The following is an 18,082-nucleotide window of genomic DNA, read 5'->3' as shown; positions in this document are numbered from 1 at the left end:
AAGTTCCATAAAATGGATAATTATATGATGAACCCTCTTTTTTATGTGTTGAAGGGCATTTTTTATGTGATGTTGTCTCTTTTTTATGTGATGACCTCTTATTTTTATGTGATGATGTATTTTTGCACCTAATCAAAAAGAAAAAGCCAGCTGAATTTAGCTGACTTTTCCTAATTTATGAAGCAGTCGGTGCTGCGGCAATTTGTTTTTTGATAAAATCAATCGATTTTTTATTAAAAATGTCCGGCTGATCGACGTTGCAGACATGTCCACAATCTTTAATCGTCAAAAGCTTTGAATGCTTCTTCTTATCGATAAATGCCTGGATCGGCGGCAAGAACATATAATCTTCCTCACCCATGATATACAGTGTAGGAATCGGCATTTCTTTTTTCGTTAACTTTTGCAAAAACGGATTTATTTTCAGCGTTAGCTTGAACCAGCGCTTAAATTCTTTCTGACACAGCTTTTTCGCTTCTCCTATAAACAGTGAGCGTGATGCTTCATGTCTTTTCTTAGGCATGATCACCCATGCGAATAAACTGTAAAGCCACATATAAGGAATAAAAGATTTGCATAGATTCCCCATGGCGATTAAAAACTGTGAACGGAAATTCATTTTCGTTACAGCCCCGCCAAGTGTCATAGAGGCAACTCGCTCTGGTTTCAACTCAGCCAACGTCTGAATCAGTATCGTACCAAGTGAAATGCCAACAAAATGTGCTTTTTCAATCTTCAAATGGTCCATAACTTCAAGCACATCAAGGCTTATTTCTTTAAAAGAATATTTTTTTAACAGAAATTTATCAGATTGAGATTTTCCGTGACCTCTTAGATCAACAAGCAGAATATTAAAGTGTTGTTTGAATTCTCTTAACTGTTTATACCAAATGGATGAACTGCCCCCTGCTCCATGGACAAAAATCACCCATTGATGATTTTTTTCGTGTGTATAAGTTTTGTAATGAAGCACTAAGTACTCCTCCTATTGGTTAAACGTCGATGAAAAATTCCAGCCTTCATTTTATCATACTATACATGTTTTGTACCCCCATCTGGGCAAAAGAATGTGTACAAACTGGAAACATGACGTATTTCTATTTATACTATAGGTATATTAACGATAGTGAAGTCAGGAGGTTTCAAAATGGCTAAAGAAAGTTCATTTGATATTGTTTCACAAGTCGATCTATCCGAAGTCGACAATGCCATTAATATTGCTACAAAAGAAATTACAAACCGTTATGATTTTAAAGGCAGCAAAAGTGAGATCACGCTTGATAAATCAAGTGAAGAATTAGTTTTAGTTTCTGATGATGAATACAAGCTTGAACAGCTGAAAGATGTACTTATTACAAAGCTGATTAAACGCGGTGTTCCAACGAAAAACCTGGATTACAGCAAGATCGAACAAGCTTCAGGTGGAACCGTTCGCCAGCGTGCAAAGCTTGTTACTGGAATTGATAAAGACAATGCAAAGAAAATCAACACATTGATCAAAAATTCCGGTCTAAAAGTAAAGAGCCAAGTACAGGATGACCAAGTTCGTGTAACAGCAAAGAGCAGAGACGATCTTCAGCAGATCATTGCCCTTGTAAAAGAAGCAAACCTGCCGATTGACGTGCAGTTCATTAACTACAGATAAACATAAAAAAGCTTGAGGGATTTACTATTTTCCTCAAGCTTTTTGCTTAAAATTTTCTTTTGTTGAAAGCCACTCATAAAAATGATGATATTGATAGTATCTCGTACCTTTTAGTTCGATTTTAGGTATATCAGGATACTTTTGAAGAAGCTCATTTACTTCATCAGCCGTTAATCCCACATATGAGTGCAAATCTTTTTCTTTAATCAGCACCGGATACTCCGAAAAACGGTTGCCAGGATTCTTAAAATTCTTCAATCCATCCCCTAAAAAATATCCGAGTGCCGCTAGCCCTAATCCGATCCATAGCAAACTGATCTCCATTTATACGGATTCTTTCTTGTCGCTGGTATCTAAAAGTTTCATCTGTTCAAGCTCCAGCCTCATCTTTTGCGTTTCGATCACATAGTTATCGTGCTTCAGCCTTTCAAGTTCAAGCTCATCTTTAAGCATTTTGTGCTTCAGTTTGGTCTGTGATTGAAAATGTCCCAATACGATTGCGATAATTGGAATTGAGAATATCATAATGACTGAAATTGTCCCCGTCATAGTATTCCTCCTAGTAATTTTTACCTTATGTTCCAATAATAACAAATAAAGAATCGGCTCGTACAGATAAAGATTTAATTGATTTTGTATTTCCTCTTAAACAAGCTCCCATTTCAGATTTTGATTGCTAGGTCTTTTTGAAATGCACAAAAGAAATTAGGACTGAACAAAAATCGATGGTGACCGTACAAAAATCAATGTTTACCGTACAAAAAAGTGTCGTAACCGTACAATTTTTCTTCTCCACCGAACAAAAAATAACTTACCAAATAAATTGTCCGCCTAAAAAAGACACCCACACCGAAAGTGAAAGTGCCTTTTCAAAATGTTAAGAAACCGCCTTTTTCACGCCTTCTTTAATGATTTGTTCTGATAACCTAGCCAGTTCCTTCGCCTCTTGCTGTTGAGGATAGATCGGAGGATGTACCTCAATATGGACGGTTGCAGGCTTGATCCAGAATCCCTGTTGCTCCATGATTTTATAAGAACCATTGATGGTAACAGGAATGATCGGCACACCAGATTTAGTCGCCAGCTTAAAACTCCCCGCTTTAAATTCAGACATGTCATCCCCTTTACTTCTCGTCCCCTCTGGAAAAATAACAAGAGATGTACCATTTTGAAGCAATTGTGCACCTTCATTGATCGCTTTTACAGACTGACGCACATTCTTCCGGTCCATGAACAGACAGTTCAGCTGCTCCATCCACGTTCCGATAAACGGCATTTTTTTCACTTCTATCTTGGATATAAAAGCTTTTGGCTTCTGAATATATCCCAGTAAGAGAGGTATATCAAAATTCCCTTGATGATTACTTACAAAAAGCACAGCTGTATCTTTCGGGATGTTTTCTTCCCCGCTTACGGAAACGTTCGATCCAGTAAGCTTTACTAAAGACCTCGCCCATTCTTTCGCCTTTTTATCAGCCAATTCATCACGTTCTTTAATCCTGCCAGATTTCTGCAGGTTCTTTACGCGATTTAATGCAGGTATCAACTTAATTAAGACCGTCCAAAAATAACCAAACCAAATAATCGTCCTCAAAACTACTCATCCTTTAACTGATTATTAACTCACCTGAATCATCATTAGGTGGATCGAGCAAACTTCCCTCTGGAAATATAAACGTCCATGGCATACTTGTTTGAGCAGGAACCTCCAATGTATATTCCGAATCGAACTCTCCTAAAGTTTGACCTTTCTCTTTGTATACGACCTTCTTGCCTAAAAGTGACATCGGAATTTTAGAATAATTGTTTAATAAAACCGTTACTAAAAATTCACGCTTATGATTAAATGCAGTTTTTAAAAGAACAGCTTGGTACCCTTCTTTTCCTTCAGCATTAATTTCAGAAAAAACTCTCTCAATATCATGTCTATCCTTTTCTGCTATAGTCCTGTCCCATGCGGATTCGAATACCAATTTCTGCAAGGTTTATCACCCTTTCGATTCATCTTATCATAAATTTTTATACACATTTTTCAAAAAAGAGGTTATTCCGACAATTTTCTTGGGTATATCTTCCTTGTGCACAAATAACCAAAATTAGAAAGGGATGTGAATTATTTGAAAAAATGGTTTTTTGCTTTACTTGTAGTAAGTGTCATGCTGGCGCCTATGAGTGCCCTGGCTGCCGGAAATGATTCCTCAAAAGCGCAAACTCAAACGTTGCCGGTTAACCTTCTAGAAATCCACTCAGATGTGACTGCATTTTCTGATTTTACCGTAAGTGATTCTATGCGTAAATTAAGCGGCTCCATCAACCTAAACGGAAATGTACCCGATGCTGAAAATAAAATGCGTCCGGTTTACAAGTTTAAGCTTGAAAATAAAACGATGGATTCATTGAGCAATTTAACGGTAAACATCCCTTATCCCACTGGAACACAGCTAGATACTACATACCCTCCTGAAGTACTGATAACTGAAACCAACAAAAACCGCAACAAAGAAGATATCATTGCAAACTATGATACTACAACAGGTATTAAACTAACGCTTTCTGATATGGAAAAGGATGAGATATTAACATTTGATGTAAAATTCTTCTTGCTTCCATTAGAAAATGATGAAGAAAAAACGGTTATAGATCTTCATAAAGTAATGATTAAACCTGAAGCGAAGGTCGTGGAATGGTTTAAAGAGGATGTAAAGGTAAGACTGATGCTGATGATGCACAACTCGAACAACGGAATGATGGAAAAAGTGATGCTGAAATTAAAGCTTCCTGAAGGAATTGAAATCCATGATGCGATGGTTACCGGCATTGAAGGTGCTACAGTAACAATCAAAGATGGCTATGCCATTCTTTATCTTCCTAAGATGGTAAAAGGGGATTCAAATATTGTCCTCCACTTTAACATGAAAAAAATGCAAGGATGGGACAAACTTCATCTTCCACTGATGATTGGAATGGATGGAATGACTGATGTATCTCTTACTCCGCTTACATTCACTTTAACAGATATGCCTGAGATCGACTGGACGAAGATCATGGCAAAAGGCGATTTTATGGCTGAAATGAAAAAAGGCAAGCTTTGTTTAGATTATAAACTGAACATCGACAACAAAAACACTGCAGCTGCAAAAACGTATAAACTGCGCTTGCTTCTTCCTAAATCGGTTAAAATTGAAGACCTTAAAGTTACTGAATTAGAAGGAGCAAAAATTGAAATGGATACAGAAGGTGTAATATGGATCATCATCCCTACTTTGAACGCAGGAATGTCAAACCTTCATGTAAGCTTAACGGGAACGTACACAGGTTCTTCAAGTGATCTATCAACCGACATCGTGACCGAAGGCTCGAATGGAGTTGCCGCAACACTCTCAACAACTGTCAAAGGCATGACTTCGACTGATAGTGATACGACTGAGGTCATCACAGTTGAGAAACCAACAAATGCTTCCGGCGGGTCAGTGAATACCCTTCCTAAGACAGGAAGTCCTTTCAGTCAGTTAACTTGGTCAATGCTCGGATCACTTTTTGTACTATTAGGAATCGGACTGTATGTTAAAGCAGCCCGGATGCAGGCATGAATAAAAAAATGATAAAACGCGGAGGAATTGCAGTCTTTCTTCTCGGCATCGCTCTTCTTATTCTTCCTGTAATAACAGGCTGGCAGACCAGCAGCGAACAACAGGCACTTGAAAAGGAATGGAATGACCTAAACACCTCTTATGACAATCCTTTTACTCTTCCTTCCGTTAAAGCTGCTAAAGCACCAGAGAATAAAAACGAAGAAAATCCAAACACATCCAATGAATCATCCAAGAAAAAAGCAATGGAAAAAGGCGTTATAGGAAAAATGTCAATTCCTAAAATAGATTTAGAGTCCATGATGGTTCCTGGCGTAACACAAAAAGATCTCCAAAATGCGATTGGATGGATGACATCAACATCTTTTCCTGGAGAAAAAGGAAACACCGTTATGGCAGGACATCGCTCTCACACATACGGCCAGTTCTTTCATCGTTTAAATGAAGTGGATAAAGGCGATACGGTCAAGATAGAAACCACTTCTGGACCGATACTGTACAGAATATATGAAAAAACAGTCGTGAAGCCTGACAACCTTACTGTCCTAGAAGCTAAAAAAGAAGAAGAAATCACATTAATAACTTGCGAACCCCTTTATTCTGACGAGTTTCGTCTTATCGTAAGAGCAGAACGAATTAATTAATAGAGAAAGCTGGCTCTTAACCGTGTTTACCACGATTCGAGTCAGCTTTCTTATTTATTCATAGATAGAACTCGCAGCTTTCAGCAAATTTGATTTTGCCTTCTTGCTGTCGGTCTCTTCTTCTTTCAAATATTCCATTTTATGATACAGACCGTCCTCTTCCCATGCTAGTATCGGCAAGTCTGGACTTCCAGAGAAATAGGCTTTTACCCCGTTCTCTAGCTTAACCTTTTCGTTCGTTTCCAGTTTTTCTGCATTCGGAAGAAAGTTAGAGATCCGGTAGGCTAAATAGACATTCTTGCCTTCCTGCCTTGGATAAAAAACAGAATCAAGGAGGATATTTCTTTTTTCTCCCCAATCTGAAATTTGAAAGGTAGATAAAGCCACTTTGAACGGCAGCTTATCAGGAAGTTCTAAAGAAAACGGCAGAGCCTTTTGTGCCTCTTCTTTTGAAACCTGTTCATAATATCTTGGGTAAGCACCTTTTATATGGTCCTGCAGTTTTAAGTTTTTGTCATTTAACGTACCTTGTCCAGCATCGCTTGAACAGCCAGCGAGAAAGACAATAATAACCAGGTAAACAAAAAGCTTCTGCTTACTCAACCGCCCCACCCATTCCTTTATTTTTTGGAAGATGGTACTTTTACTCTCCAGCTATGATCACACGATGCCTGTATTGTACCTCTTTTTAATAGATAGTTAGCCATCAGTTCTGATACATCAATTGGTATATCCTTTACAATACGCTTTCCTTTGAACATATGGTAGTCTCCTCCACCGCCTGCACGGTAGTTGTTCATTACTACTTGATACAGTGCGTCATCATCTACCTCATCACCTTTGAAGGTTAATTCAGTAATTCTTTGTCCAAAAGGTTTTGATAGATCGATCGTATATCGGATACCTTCCCACATATCGTAATTGTAGTGCTGCGGCTTCGGAACAGAAAATGCAGGATTTACGCCTACAGTACCATCCTCATTCCAGACAAAATAAGAAGCCGATCTCTCCAAAGCCTCTCTCATATCACGGCCTGTGATCTCAACGACTTTTAAAGTATTTGGATAAATGTAGTTCGAAACGATATCACGCATCGTCACCCGGGAAGAGAACCCTCTTGAACGATTATCAAACAATGCCGTGCTCGAAATCTCTGTACCCGCTGCATCCATCTGCACTTTGTTAATAAACTCGATCAAAGGAGTGTCTTTTAATCTCGTTTCCATCGGATCGGAAATCTCCATATCTCCTTCGATAACGCCGATCGGCTGATCCAGCCATTCCTGAGCTTTTTCTTCATATGGAGCAATTAAGTCAAGTACAGTCTGATCTGGATCATAGCCTTTTGCAGAAAGAAGAGCAGATTTCTTATTGACCACTTTCCAAGACCCGTTACTCTGTCTAGTTGTTATTTCTACATGCCCTACCGAAGTTCCTTGTGTACCTGGCTGAATAACCGTTACACCATTTATTTCTCTGTTTTCTATCAAACGGTGCTGATGACCCGTTAAAAGGACATCAATACCCTCAACCTCCATACATAATTGATATCCTTGATTTTCCCCAGTTAATGTCTCCGTAGGTTTTCCAGATTCTATGTCTCTTTCAAACCCTCCATGATAGGAAACGACCACAATATCTGCTTTTTCTTTTAAAGCCGGAACCCATTTTTTTGCCGTTTCAACGGCATCCAGAAAGGCTATGCCTTTTATGTGTTCAGGGTTCTCCCAATTCGGAATATGTTGTGTCGTAAGGCCAAGAACAGCTATTTTACAGCCGCTTCTAAAGTTTTTTATGAGATAAGGCTTACCAAAAAGAGGTTCACCTGACTCCTCCCATACAATATTTGCAGACAGCCATGGAAACTTTGATTCATTTACTGATTTTTGTAACAGAGGCAATCCATAATTGAATTCATGATTTCCGATTACAGCTGCATCAAATTCAAGCTCGTTTAATAGAAGCACCATTGGATTGATGGATGCTGCATTCAGCCTCGCATAATGATAGGTAAGCGGTGTTCCTTGGATGAGATCACCGTTATCAATTAACAGACAGTTATCGTTCTTATTTATTTTCTCTTTAATGAGAGCCGCAGCCTTAGCTAGTCCCAAATCCGCTTTCTCATTGCTTCCATATGTTAATGGAAGCACGTTTCCATGTATATCACTCGTTACATATATATGAATGGTTTCTTCCAAAACATCAACCTTCCCTCTATAAACCTAGTACTCGTATTATACTATTTAACCGATATTAAAAAGAAATCGTTTTCTCACTTTTTGTAAAATTGTTCAGAGGATTCGACATTATTTCCGCGGGAATAATCATTTTTCTACAAAAATAATAAATTAAAAAAGCCTAAGGAAATAATTTATCCCTTAGGCTTATACAAAGTTATTAACTAATCGCTTTTACAGCATTACCTCATACTACTTTCGATTCATTTCCGTAAAGGTCTGTACAAAATCAATGATCGCTGGTCCCAGCAAAACGATGAATAGACTTGGGAATATAAAAAGAACGAGTGGAAAAAGCATCTTTACAGGGGCTTTCATCGCAGCTTCTTCTGCTCGCTGCTTTCGTCTGTCTCTCACTTCAGCCGATTGAACTCTCAACACCTGAACCATTCCGATTCCTAGTTTTTCTGCCTGTAAGATAGCACTGATAAAATAATTTACTTCATCAACGGTTAGCCGCTCACGGATTTTACCTAATGATTCTCTTCTCGTCTTGCCAAGCCTCATCTCTTCTAAACAGCGATGAAATTCTCCTGTCAAAACGCCATCTTTTTTCGAGACTAGTTTACTTAATGCTCCATCAAAGCCTAATCCCGCTTCAAGACTTACGGTTAAAAGGTCCAAAACATCTGGAAGCTCACGCAATGCCAAATAATTTCTCGTTTTAATTTTTTGTTTTAAATAGAAACCGGGTAAAAAAGCAGCAATTCCAAACCCTATCATAAAAAATAACAATCCTGCCCCAAACGAAACGCTCAACAGCTGACTGTAAAGCACAGAGCCGATTGGAAAGAAAACAAACAATGCGATCTGCAGCATGCGATAGTCTACAGGTGTCATTCCAAAAGGATGTCCAGCCTGGTTTAGCAATTTTTCAATCTTTGCTTCTTTTTCACCTGGCATTTTTCGTTTGAAACTTCTTTTAAAATCTTTCCATAACGGCATAATGAATCGATCCGCAAAAGAAACAGTCCCTTCTAAGGCAGCTGCTGTTTCCAGATTGCTTTTTTGACCGTTTTTCCCTAACGCCGTTGAAAGCCGCCTTTCTACAAACTGTCTTTTTTCACTCGTCCAAACATATACCGCGTAGGCTGTTAACGTAATGGTCACAAAAAAAGTAAAATACATCATCCGTCTATACCTCGATCGTTGTGATTTTCCGGATTAAAACAAAGCCAATGATTCCTGAAATAGAACCGCATGCGATCATCACCCACCCAATCACGTTTTCAAACAGTGTTCCGATATAATCTGGTTCAATCATATATAAGAGAATCGCAAGTATAAGCGGTAATAGTCCGATAATAATTCCTGATAGTTTTCCTTGTGCCGTTAATGTTGTAATCTGGCGCTGTATTTTTGTCCGGTCCCGAATGGTTTCTACAATCTTATCCAGAACTGTTGCAAGGTTGCCGCCAACCGTTCGCTGAATAATAATCGCTTGAATCATAAGGTCAAGGTCTTCACTTGGCATACGTACTTTTAATTCATTTAACGCTTCTTCAATCGTGCTTCCATACTGCATTTCTGTCAGTACTCTCTCCATCTCCTCTTTTACCGGAGATTGCGCCTCTTCAACTACTGTCATTAACGCTTGAGGAAAACTGAACCCTGCTCGCAAAGAACCCACAACGGTTGTAATCAAATCCGGCAAACCATCATTAAATTGTTTAATTCGCTGTTTCTTCTTTTTCTTAACCCATATTCCTGGAGTTATAAAACCGATTATCGCTCCAATTATTAAGAGGAAGAAAGAGTTTGTGATCAGTAAAAAAAGCATGGCTAATAGGGCGATCAAGATCCATTGAAACAGCACATACTCTTCAGGCTTTAATGGAATACCAGCTTGCTCAAGCATGACTGAAAGCTTTTTATTTTTTTCCTTTGAGAGAACTTCATCTCTCACTTTCTGCTTATACATTTGAACTTGAACAAAAGCATTGAAATTAGAATTCTTAGGCTTTTTCCCGCCTTTTAATTCTAAAAAATACTTCATGCGACGCTCTAACCGCTTATTTGACATAAAGATCAACTTTAACAATCCATAAAAGAACAAAAAGGCAGTCAGTAATATAAGAAGCAGGAATAAATAAACCATTACTGCCAGTCCCCTTCCATAAAGACACTTGGTGGAATGTGGATGCCAGATTGTTCAAGGCGCTCAAAGAATTTAGGTCTCACACCAGTTGGCACTAAACGTCCTATGATCTTACCGTTTTCATCAACGCCTTCTTGCTTATATTCAAAAATATCCTGAAGGACGATCACATCACCCTCAAGCCCTTGCACTTCGGTTATGTGCGTAATTCTTCGCGTACCATCTTTAAGGCGTGCCTGCTGAATAATAACATCAACAGCTCCTGCAATCTGCTCGCGTATCGCTTTAACAGGAAGATCAACACCACCGAGCAAAACCATCGTTTCAAGTCTGGCGATCATATCTCTTGGCGAGTTCGAGTGACCCGTTGCAAGAGACCCGTCATGACCCGTATTCATTGCCTGAAGCATATCAAGCGCTTCACCGCCTCGCACCTCCCCGATTACAATACGGTCAGGGCGCATACGCAAAGAGTTTCGAACTAAATCTCTGATTGAAATCGCGCCTTTTCCTTCTATGTTTGGCGGCCGCGATTCCAGCGATATAACATGCTCCTGCCAAAGCTGTAATTCTGCTGCATCTTCAATTGTTATAATACGTTCATCACCTGGAATAAAAGATGAAAGTACATTTAATGTTGTCGTTTTTCCTGATCCTGTTCCGCCACTGACAAAAATGTTCAAATGGGCTTTTACACAAGCCTCAATAAATACAGCCATTTCTCTCGTAACTGTCCCAAAATCTATTAAATTTTCAATCGTATAAGGGTCTTTAGAAAACTTACGGATCGTTATTGTAGGACCGATCAAAGACAGTGGCGGAATAATAGCATTTACACGAGAGCCATCGGGCAGGCGCGCATCAACCATCGGACTGCTTTCATCTATTCTTCTGCCGATTGGTGCACATATTTTTTCAATAACATTCAGCACATGTTCATCGTCTCTAAATTGAATAGGTGTTAATATAAGTTTTCCTTTTTGCTCTGCATATACTTGATTCGGACCATTTACCATGACTTCCGTTACGTTTTCATCAAGAAGCAATGGATTGATCGGACCAAACCCTGTCAGGTCATTAATCAGTTCATCGATAACCTTCTTGCGATCTACTGCACCTCTGAATGTCTCATCATCTTTTATAAAATCAATGGCCATGCCATCTAGTTTCGGAATAATCTCTTCTACCGAAATATCTTTTAATTCATCTAAAATTTGTTTGTGCAGAAGATTTTTAAGCTGCTGATGCTTCGTTACCTTTTCCAGGCGTTCAGAGGATTTATCGTTCCCTTTCACATCTGGTTTTTTAGGCTGGCGAAAGGTTGACAGCAAATCCTTTTTAGCTGCAGCTTGCTGTTCAGCAGGCTGTTCTTCTTGCGGAGAGGCTCCACCTGGATTTTTGGCTTGGATTTTTTCTAATAAACTCATGTGTTCCTCTCCTTAACTTTTAACTTTTGATTTGCGGAAAAGCTTGGTTAATAGGCTGCTTGTTTTAGATTCAGCAGGTATTAAAGTGATTTCTCGTCTAGTTGAAATCTGTTCAGCCATTTTAAAAACAGCCTTCGCAATATCTGTTTTTCCTTGATTTACAACAAAGGGAATTCCTATATTTAAAGATTGTGTAGCTACCTGCCAGTCGTTCGGGATAAAGATAGGGTTTTCTATGCCTAAGATATCCGCTACGTCTGACGCATTGATGACGCTTTCCATTGTTGCACGGTTTACAACCACCTGAACTTTGTCTTTCAATCCGAGCATATCGAACGTTTCCAGCATTAGTTTTGTGTTTTTAAGCGTCGCCATCTCAAGATTTGTAAGAAGCAGAATCTGGTCCGCTTTTTCGATGATCGGCAGGTTTCGCTCTGGCAAACCTACTCCAGTGTCAGTTAGAACATAATGGTGCTCTATTAATAATAAGTCGAGAATCTTGCTGACAGCTTCTTCCCCAATTAGATCTGCATGCTCCGGTCTTTCTGGGGCAGCAAGAACCTTTATTCCAGATTCGTGCCGATTCAAATAACTCAGCAAAGAATGCTGATCCATCTGCTGTATTTCTTCAACAACATCTTTAATGGTAAAAGTGGTCTGAAGATCCAGTGCTAGACTTACATCGCCAAATTGAAAGTCTGCATCTACAACACCGATCTGTATGTTCTTTTTACAGAGTGCAACAGCAAGGTTGACGGTTATCACGGTGCGGCCAATTCCGCCCTTCGCACTGCATACTGCAATCATCTCGCCCCGTACCTGTCTTTTCACTTCTCTTTGTTCTCCCAGTTGGCTGTCCATGCTTGCCTACCCCTTTTTCCGCATATTCTTTGACTTAAACCTTACTTTGTTTTCTTCAGTTTGCTTCGTACTGCAAGATGAATATTTCCATTCTCCTCTGCATTTACAAGCTTTAGAACATCATCTTGAAACAGCTCCAATGTAGCGGAACTATATTCCACATACGGTTCACCTTCGACCGGCTCCACCATCTTTCTTCCGATCGCAAGAACCCTTACATTTTGCAAAACCAGCTTTGTTTCAATTTGATCGCCTTTTTTAATAGAAGCAAATACATCCACATAATCTTCTGGTTCAACTAGGTTCGAAACCGACTGTACGAAATTAACACCAACAGATACAGCCCGGAATTGTTCTTTTACCTTTCGGCTGATACGCAGTGATTCTTCTGTCGTCGTACGGGCATTATGGGTTAAGAAAACCTCGCCTTCAGCCATTTTTGTCGTAGCATAGTGATTTTCTATTGATTCAATACTCTTTACTGAATCTGGGTGCACAGAAGCTTCTGGAACGTTTTCAATCGTCAGCATATCGGCTGTAATTTTTTCATTCTGTTTAATAACGCGTTTAGCAGTTACGACTTTAACCGTGTTTTCAGAAAGAACGGTTGCCGCATTGTAATCACCCATATAGTTATAAAATAAAAAAGTTGTAATAAGTCCCATAAAGATTGCCGTTCCTAAAATGAGTTTTGCTCTCATGTCTTCACCTACTCTGTTAGTCTTATACTAAATGCACCTTTGTTCACATCAACCGGCTTAACAAAACCCGTTCCTGCGCGTTTAATAAACATTCCAGTAATTGAAGTGTCTTTTGAATCCATAGGTTTCGTAATGTAAAAGTAAGCAAACCCTGTGATTTTTACTTCTTTTAACTGGTTGCCGTCTGATTCAAGCTTTTCATATACAGGAATCAATATAATTCTAGAACAATCCCGATGGTGTGTTTCTCCTTCTGGATATGGACAACTATTGATTCGTTCTTGAATGACAGCACGTGTTTTACCGGCGATATTACCTGTTTGTGTTTCTAAAACATCTCCCACTTCAAGCTCGTTTAGGTATCCTTTTAATAGATTATCTTCATAAGTTGCAGCACCCGTTCCGCCAAGAGCTAGAACTCCGAAGTTTCCGGCTTCAACACCAGTCTGGTCTACTTTCAGCGAATATTCTTTATTAAATTCCAAACCTAAACTTTCATCGATGCCAAGCGGCGCAACGCCTGCGGCTTTCCCCATCGTTCCCAGCTCTGCAGCAGCATGTACGTTTACTGGTACCGTATCAAAACCAAAAAGCTGTGAAAACGTCAACGGAACTTCTCTTGAAAGATCTACACTCACTTTGTCTTCCATTTGAATCTTCATATCTTCCAAACTATGATTCTCACTATGTTTTTCAAGTGTTTCATGAACAATCGTGCGAACCGATTCCTCTTCATGTGTTAGTTCCTGAGCACCAGAAAGAACCGCAGCATTCGCTGTTTTTTGCAGATGGGTTTTCGTTAAAAACAGCTTACCGCCATCAATAATGAGTCCTGTCATCGCTATGAGCGCTACAAGGCTAAACGCAACAAGTATGATTGTATTACCTTCTTCTTTTTTTATAAGACGCCTCATCTTTATTCACCTCACTCCACCCGAATAGTAGATTCCGTTTCAACAGGTATCGTTTCTCCAAACAATTTTCCCATCCCAGGTGTAATAAATTTGTGCGGATACGACAAGGTAACAGTCACATACTGGCCAGATTCTCTTGTTGAAGAGTCGGGCGTAATTCCTATTTGAAGAAGTGATGGATCCTTTATCTGAACATAATCTCGTGCGAATGCACGGATCTCTTCATCCTCTTTACCAAGCCCTCCAAGCCTGACCGTTTCTTGTGTGGCAAGATGCATCTGCATATATGTGTAGAAAAGCTTCCCAAAATCAAAAATGCCTACAATGAGCAAAAGCAGCAGCGGAAGAACAAGTGCCATTTCAACAAGAGATTGTCCCTTTTCGTTTTTCATCATAAAAAGACTCCCTTCATTGCGAGGCATACCGCTGCTCCGCCGGCAATGGCAAGGCCATAAGGGTAGGTTTGGGTCAGAGCATCTTTTTCAATAAAAACAGGAATTCTAATGCCGAATTTCCAGCAACCCATAGAATAGAGGATGCCTTTTATTCTTGTAATAAATCCCTTTCTGAATAACATGATTCCGAGAGCCATTACGCCTCCGATCAAACCCATATAGATCGCTGTATAAAAAACAAACAACGAACCTTTTAAGGCACCAATTAAAGCAAGCAGCTTCACATCACCTGCACCCATACCTCCCAAAAGATAGGGAATGAGCAGCAATCCGAGACCTAGAAAGAACCCTTTTAACGAAAAGAACAAGCCGGTCCATCCAGATGCGATTACATGAGAAAAAACGCCGATCATAAGCCCAGGAAAAATGACGTTGTTATAGATTTTGCGGCTTTTTAAATCAGTTATGACACAGATCATTAATACGAAAATTAAAATGGCATCGAACCACATTGTTATCACCTTCTATTTAAGAAAGTCTTCCATAAACTTAAAACTTGGTAGCTAGGACAAATGTCATCTGACCGCCAAGTTAGACTGTTTGTTTAAAAAAGGCCTTACGTTAAGTAACGTAAGGCCTTGTGGTGCCTTGTATTAAGGAGTTGTTGTACCACCAGATTCACGGTTTACAACCATATCTTTTGCAGTAGTAAACATCTCAACGATTTCTGTACGTAACATTGCTAGTGCTCCAACAGCCGCAACTGCAATCAATCCTAAAACTAAACCGTACTCTGTCATCCCTTGTCCTTGCTCTTCTTTAATAAGACCCATTAATTTGTTTTTCATGATTAGTTCCTCCTAAGAATTTGTTTTTGGTTTCAATCAATAGTTTGTGTCCCACTTTGGTCTGGCTTTTGGCGATCGTTCCAGACGGAAGTTCAATGACAGATGCAGCATGCTTGTACAATTTTCCGAACCGTTTTGGGGGTAGGTCTTCATCCATTGCCACAATTCGCTTTTCACTGTCTAAATAAAGTACATCGATTGCATAATTCATAAAAAAAGTATGGATAGAATGGCAAGGTTTGATATGCATAGCACTCTCAGTTGAAAGCTCTTTCGTAAACATGAGCCCTTTTAATCGTTTGGAAAAACGGTATGCCGGCCTCACTTCTCTTGCCAGCAATTCACCCGTTTCCAGGTTAAGCAGCAAGTGTCTCCCACCTCCTATTACATATATTTTTACTTTTTTACCGAAAAATGGGGTTTATAGGCAAATAAAAAACACCCCGGGCTCTTTCGGTAACTGGCTGGCATCATGTACGATCGATAAGTTTGTACACCTTAGCCCCTGTAGTTTTGCGTCACTGACTTTCACCAGTTTTGCCTTTATCGAGATTCAGCGTGCTTTGTAGGATTTTATCAAGATGTGTCGATGAATCTGACTTATAACCAAATTCTATCTTTTTTCCTGTTATAGGAAATCAGACCTGTTGCTTATTTTTATATTGCAACTTTTAGTTATTTAAACATATTAAGATTTTTTCATTGTAGGTCCAAGTAACCGTAAAATCTTCAACTCTAATTCAGTTAATAGTTTCATAACAAAGCAAAAAGCTTATAATTACTTAATATTCAAAAAATTCTTATGAGCCAATTTACCCTGAATGTGTTTTTTCCCCCTCACTAACGCTATTAGGACTATTTAACCTGCCTCAATCCATACAAAATATCTATTCTTTTATAAAAAATGAATAATTTTTACAGGAATATCCGTCTATATATCGAATACTAATAATCTTGTTCTTTTATAGAAAAAAGGGGGCATTACCATGAACGTAGATTCGAAAGTAAAAAAGAAAAAGAATCATTCGAATCGAAAAGCTTATCTTCTTCCTCTTGCCATTGTTCTGCTTTTGGTAGGATTGGTGGTTTGGAACAATATCCGCCAGGAGACTAAACTTCCAAACAAGGACTGGAGCCGATCCGTCAGTATATCGGCCGAGTCCATAAGCTCAGAACCTATTGCATTTAAGGAAGAAAATCAATATCATATCTATACTCATATTAAAGATGGTTTAAAAGCTACCATATTGGATGAAAAGCTAAATCTAGTTTCCGAGAAAACTGAAAAGCTGTCGATGGATGAAAGAGGAAACTTTTGGACGAACGGCAAGCAGATCGCTTTCGTATCGCAGGGCGATTTGATCATTCAAAAAGACGGCAAGCAAAGTGTATTAGATAAAGGCGTTGAATTCTTAGCCGATACAAAGGATCGATTTGCGTATACGAAAGGAAATGAAGTTTATGCGTATGATCCTAAAGACGGTAAAAGTAAATTAATTTTCTCGGCTAAAGAAAAAATTGCAGAGTTAAACGCAAATCCGGAATCCACATCATTTATTGCCGTTGTCGGTGAAAAGGTTGAAATGGAAGCATTCTATTTAACTGAAAAAAGCGGACAATATGAACCAGTCTCTATACTTAAGTACAGCAAAACGCCAACTGATAAAATTTATAACTTCAGATTGGCTGAAGCTGGTGATGACGTTCATATTCTTTACACGTTCTATTCATCCAAGCAAGGAACGAAATCCTTTAAAACTTTTTACGGTGCAGCACCATTGAACCAGTTGAAAGAGATGTCCTTTACAAGCGTTAATTTTAAAGATGTATCAGAAGGGTACGAAATTGAAAACCCAACATACCTGAATTTAAACATAGAAAACGATGCACCAACTATTCTTTTCTCTGCCAGAGGAGCAATATCTAATAAGAAAGATGCGGGTAATATTTATAGGGCATCGCTTAAAAATGATACGTGGGAAGCAACACGTATTAGTACGACTAACGATTTCTCAATCTACCCTGTAAAAGCAGATGATCAAACCGTTTTCTGGTTAAAAGCGGAGTCTGTTCAGGATTATCAGGTTCACGCAGCAAGTCAGGATCCGGCAATAATAAAAAGCAGTCAATCCATCAGTAAGCAGGATGTCTACAACGCCACATTTGACGCTTTCGCCGCTTCAATTGTTTCGTTTATCGCAATGACAAATGCATTTATATGGATTGTACCGACTATTTTATTTTTAGGTATTCTGTATGCTGTTCGAATTGATGTGATTGAAGAAGAAAGACCTTGGGTGAAATGGGTATCGATTGCGCTCTTTGTTCTTACACAGCTCTACGTGATTCAATCTTTGTTTAACAATCGATTCTATACATTGGCACCTGAATATTTAACTTTTGACGGCAGCTCACTCGTCGTTCCAATTATCGTTTCCATCGTAGCACTGTATGTCATGCAAGCTGTTAAAAATAAGGATTGGGGCCTTTTTGCTCAAGTCTCTTACTTTATCGGAATAACTGTTTTGTTCCAGTTGTTTATTGTTGGAACGTATGTATATTAATAGCTGTTGTAGCAAACTTTGATGCTATTGAAAGTAGTTAATTTCCGCTACAGGACTCCCTTTCCGCAGGGTGGCGGTGAGCCCCCTCGTCGCTTCGCGACATTGATTGGTCTCACCTGTCCCACTCATCCTGCTGGAGTCTCGTCCTTTCGCTC

At 39.1% G+C, this 18,082-nt stretch carries 21 protein-coding genes and 1 riboswitch; of the genes, 4 read left to right on the top strand and 17 right to left on the bottom strand.

What is annotated here, in order from left to right:
* Positions 1–175: 175 nt before the first annotated feature.
* A complete protein-coding gene (locus EV282_RS00835; protein ID WP_130292944.1) occupies positions 176–973 on the bottom strand; it encodes an alpha/beta fold hydrolase in 798 nt (265 codons plus the stop codon).
* Positions 974–1,147: 174 nt separating this feature from the next.
* Here EV282_RS00835 and EV282_RS00830 point away from each other — a divergent pair, with 174 nt between their 5' ends.
* Entirely contained in the window at positions 1,148–1,645 is a 498-nt protein-coding gene (locus EV282_RS00830) for a YajQ family cyclic di-GMP-binding protein (protein ID WP_130292942.1), read from the top strand.
* Positions 1,646–1,678: 33 nt separating this feature from the next.
* Here EV282_RS00830 and EV282_RS00825 read toward each other — a convergent pair whose 3' ends face one another.
* From EV282_RS00825 to EV282_RS00810, 4 genes are all read right to left on the bottom strand, one after another.
* Positions 1,679–1,969, bottom strand: coding sequence for a DNA-binding protein (locus EV282_RS00825; protein WP_130292940.1), 291 nt, complete (start codon positions 1,967–1,969; stop codon positions 1,679–1,681).
* Positions 1,970–2,194, bottom strand: coding sequence for a hypothetical protein (locus tag EV282_RS00820; RefSeq protein WP_130292938.1), 225 nt, complete (start codon positions 2,192–2,194; stop codon positions 1,970–1,972).
* 328 nt (positions 2,195–2,522) lie between these two features.
* Entirely contained in the window at positions 2,523–3,239 is a 717-nt protein-coding gene (locus EV282_RS00815; protein ID WP_130292936.1) for a lysophospholipid acyltransferase family protein, read from the bottom strand.
* Between the two features lie 13 nt (positions 3,240–3,252).
* Complete coding sequence (locus EV282_RS00810) at positions 3,253–3,627, bottom strand: SLAP domain-containing protein (RefSeq protein WP_130292934.1); 375 nt, start codon at positions 3,625–3,627, stop codon at positions 3,253–3,255.
* 135 nt (positions 3,628–3,762) lie between these two features.
* Here EV282_RS00810 and EV282_RS00805 point away from each other — a divergent pair, with 135 nt between their 5' ends.
* Positions 3,763–5,235: a hypothetical protein gene (locus tag EV282_RS00805; RefSeq protein WP_130292932.1), complete on the top strand. Its 1,473-nt coding sequence runs from the start codon at positions 3,763–3,765 to the stop codon at positions 5,233–5,235.
* A complete protein-coding gene (locus EV282_RS00800; protein WP_130292931.1) occupies positions 5,232–5,879 on the top strand; it encodes a sortase in 648 nt (215 codons plus the stop codon). The genes EV282_RS00805 and EV282_RS00800 overlap by 4 nt, the downstream gene beginning before the upstream one ends.
* A 54-nt stretch (positions 5,880–5,933) precedes the next feature.
* Here the strand turns inward: EV282_RS00800 and EV282_RS00795 are convergent, their stop codons facing one another.
* From EV282_RS00795 to EV282_RS00740, 12 genes are all read right to left on the bottom strand, one after another.
* Positions 5,934–6,482: a hypothetical protein gene (locus EV282_RS00795; protein WP_130292929.1), complete on the bottom strand. Its 549-nt coding sequence runs from the start codon at positions 6,480–6,482 to the stop codon at positions 5,934–5,936.
* A 17-nt stretch (positions 6,483–6,499) separates the two neighbouring features.
* A complete protein-coding gene (locus EV282_RS00790; RefSeq protein ID WP_130292927.1) occupies positions 6,500–8,080 on the bottom strand; it encodes a bifunctional metallophosphatase/5'-nucleotidase in 1,581 nt (526 codons plus the stop codon).
* A gap of 231 nt (positions 8,081–8,311) precedes the next feature.
* Complete coding sequence (locus tag EV282_RS00785) at positions 8,312–9,250, bottom strand: type II secretion system F family protein (protein ID WP_130292925.1); 939 nt, start codon at positions 9,248–9,250, stop codon at positions 8,312–8,314.
* 4 nt (positions 9,251–9,254) lie between these two features.
* Positions 9,255–10,217, bottom strand: coding sequence for a type II secretion system F family protein (locus tag EV282_RS00780; protein WP_130292923.1), 963 nt, complete (start codon positions 10,215–10,217; stop codon positions 9,255–9,257).
* A complete protein-coding gene (locus EV282_RS00775; protein WP_130292921.1) occupies positions 10,217–11,644 on the bottom strand; it encodes a CpaF family protein in 1,428 nt (475 codons plus the stop codon). The genes EV282_RS00780 and EV282_RS00775 overlap by 1 nt, the downstream gene beginning before the upstream one ends.
* Positions 11,645–11,656: 12 nt before the next feature.
* Positions 11,657–12,505, bottom strand: a complete 849-nt coding sequence (locus EV282_RS00770) for an AAA family ATPase (protein ID WP_130292919.1) — start codon at positions 12,503–12,505, stop codon at positions 11,657–11,659.
* 41 nt (positions 12,506–12,546) lie between these two features.
* Entirely contained in the window at positions 12,547–13,206 is a 660-nt protein-coding gene (gene cpaB, locus EV282_RS00765; protein ID WP_130292917.1) for a Flp pilus assembly protein CpaB, read from the bottom strand.
* 8 nt (positions 13,207–13,214) lie between these two features.
* Positions 13,215–14,120, bottom strand: a complete 906-nt coding sequence (locus EV282_RS00760) for a TadE/TadG family type IV pilus assembly protein (protein WP_130292915.1) — start codon at positions 14,118–14,120, stop codon at positions 13,215–13,217.
* Positions 14,121–14,131: 11 nt separating this feature from the next.
* Positions 14,132–14,512 (bottom strand): TadE/TadG family type IV pilus assembly protein, encoded by a 381-nt coding sequence (locus EV282_RS00755; RefSeq protein ID WP_226536906.1) that lies wholly within the window; start codon positions 14,510–14,512, stop codon positions 14,132–14,134.
* Complete coding sequence (locus EV282_RS00750) at positions 14,512–15,027, bottom strand: A24 family peptidase (RefSeq protein ID WP_130292914.1); 516 nt, start codon at positions 15,025–15,027, stop codon at positions 14,512–14,514. The genes EV282_RS00755 and EV282_RS00750 overlap by 1 nt, the downstream gene beginning before the upstream one ends.
* A 141-nt stretch (positions 15,028–15,168) precedes the next feature.
* Positions 15,169–15,363 (bottom strand): Flp family type IVb pilin, encoded by a 195-nt coding sequence (locus tag EV282_RS00745; RefSeq protein WP_130292912.1) that lies wholly within the window; start codon positions 15,361–15,363, stop codon positions 15,169–15,171.
* The gene (locus EV282_RS00740; protein WP_242611802.1) at positions 15,335–15,730 is read right to left on the bottom strand and encodes a DUF192 domain-containing protein; all 396 of its coding nucleotides are present in this window, start codon (positions 15,728–15,730) and stop codon (positions 15,335–15,337) included. Before EV282_RS00740 ends, EV282_RS00745 begins: the two co-directional genes overlap by 29 nt.
* An 85-nt stretch (positions 15,731–15,815) precedes the next feature.
* A riboswitch (cyclic di-GMP riboswitch) is annotated at positions 15,816–15,915 on the bottom strand.
* Positions 15,916–16,349: 434 nt separating this feature from the next.
* Here EV282_RS00740 and EV282_RS00735 point away from each other — a divergent pair.
* Positions 16,350–17,927, top strand: coding sequence for a hypothetical protein (locus EV282_RS00735; protein WP_130292910.1), 1,578 nt, complete (start codon positions 16,350–16,352; stop codon positions 17,925–17,927).
* Positions 17,928–18,082: the final 155 nt, after the last annotated feature.

Origin of the sequence: Fictibacillus sp. BK138, from assembly GCF_004216955.1 — a bacterium.
Lineage (GTDB): Bacteria > Bacillota > Bacilli > Bacillales > Fictibacillaceae > Fictibacillus.
This window is presented reverse-complemented; position numbering and strand designations above follow the sequence as displayed.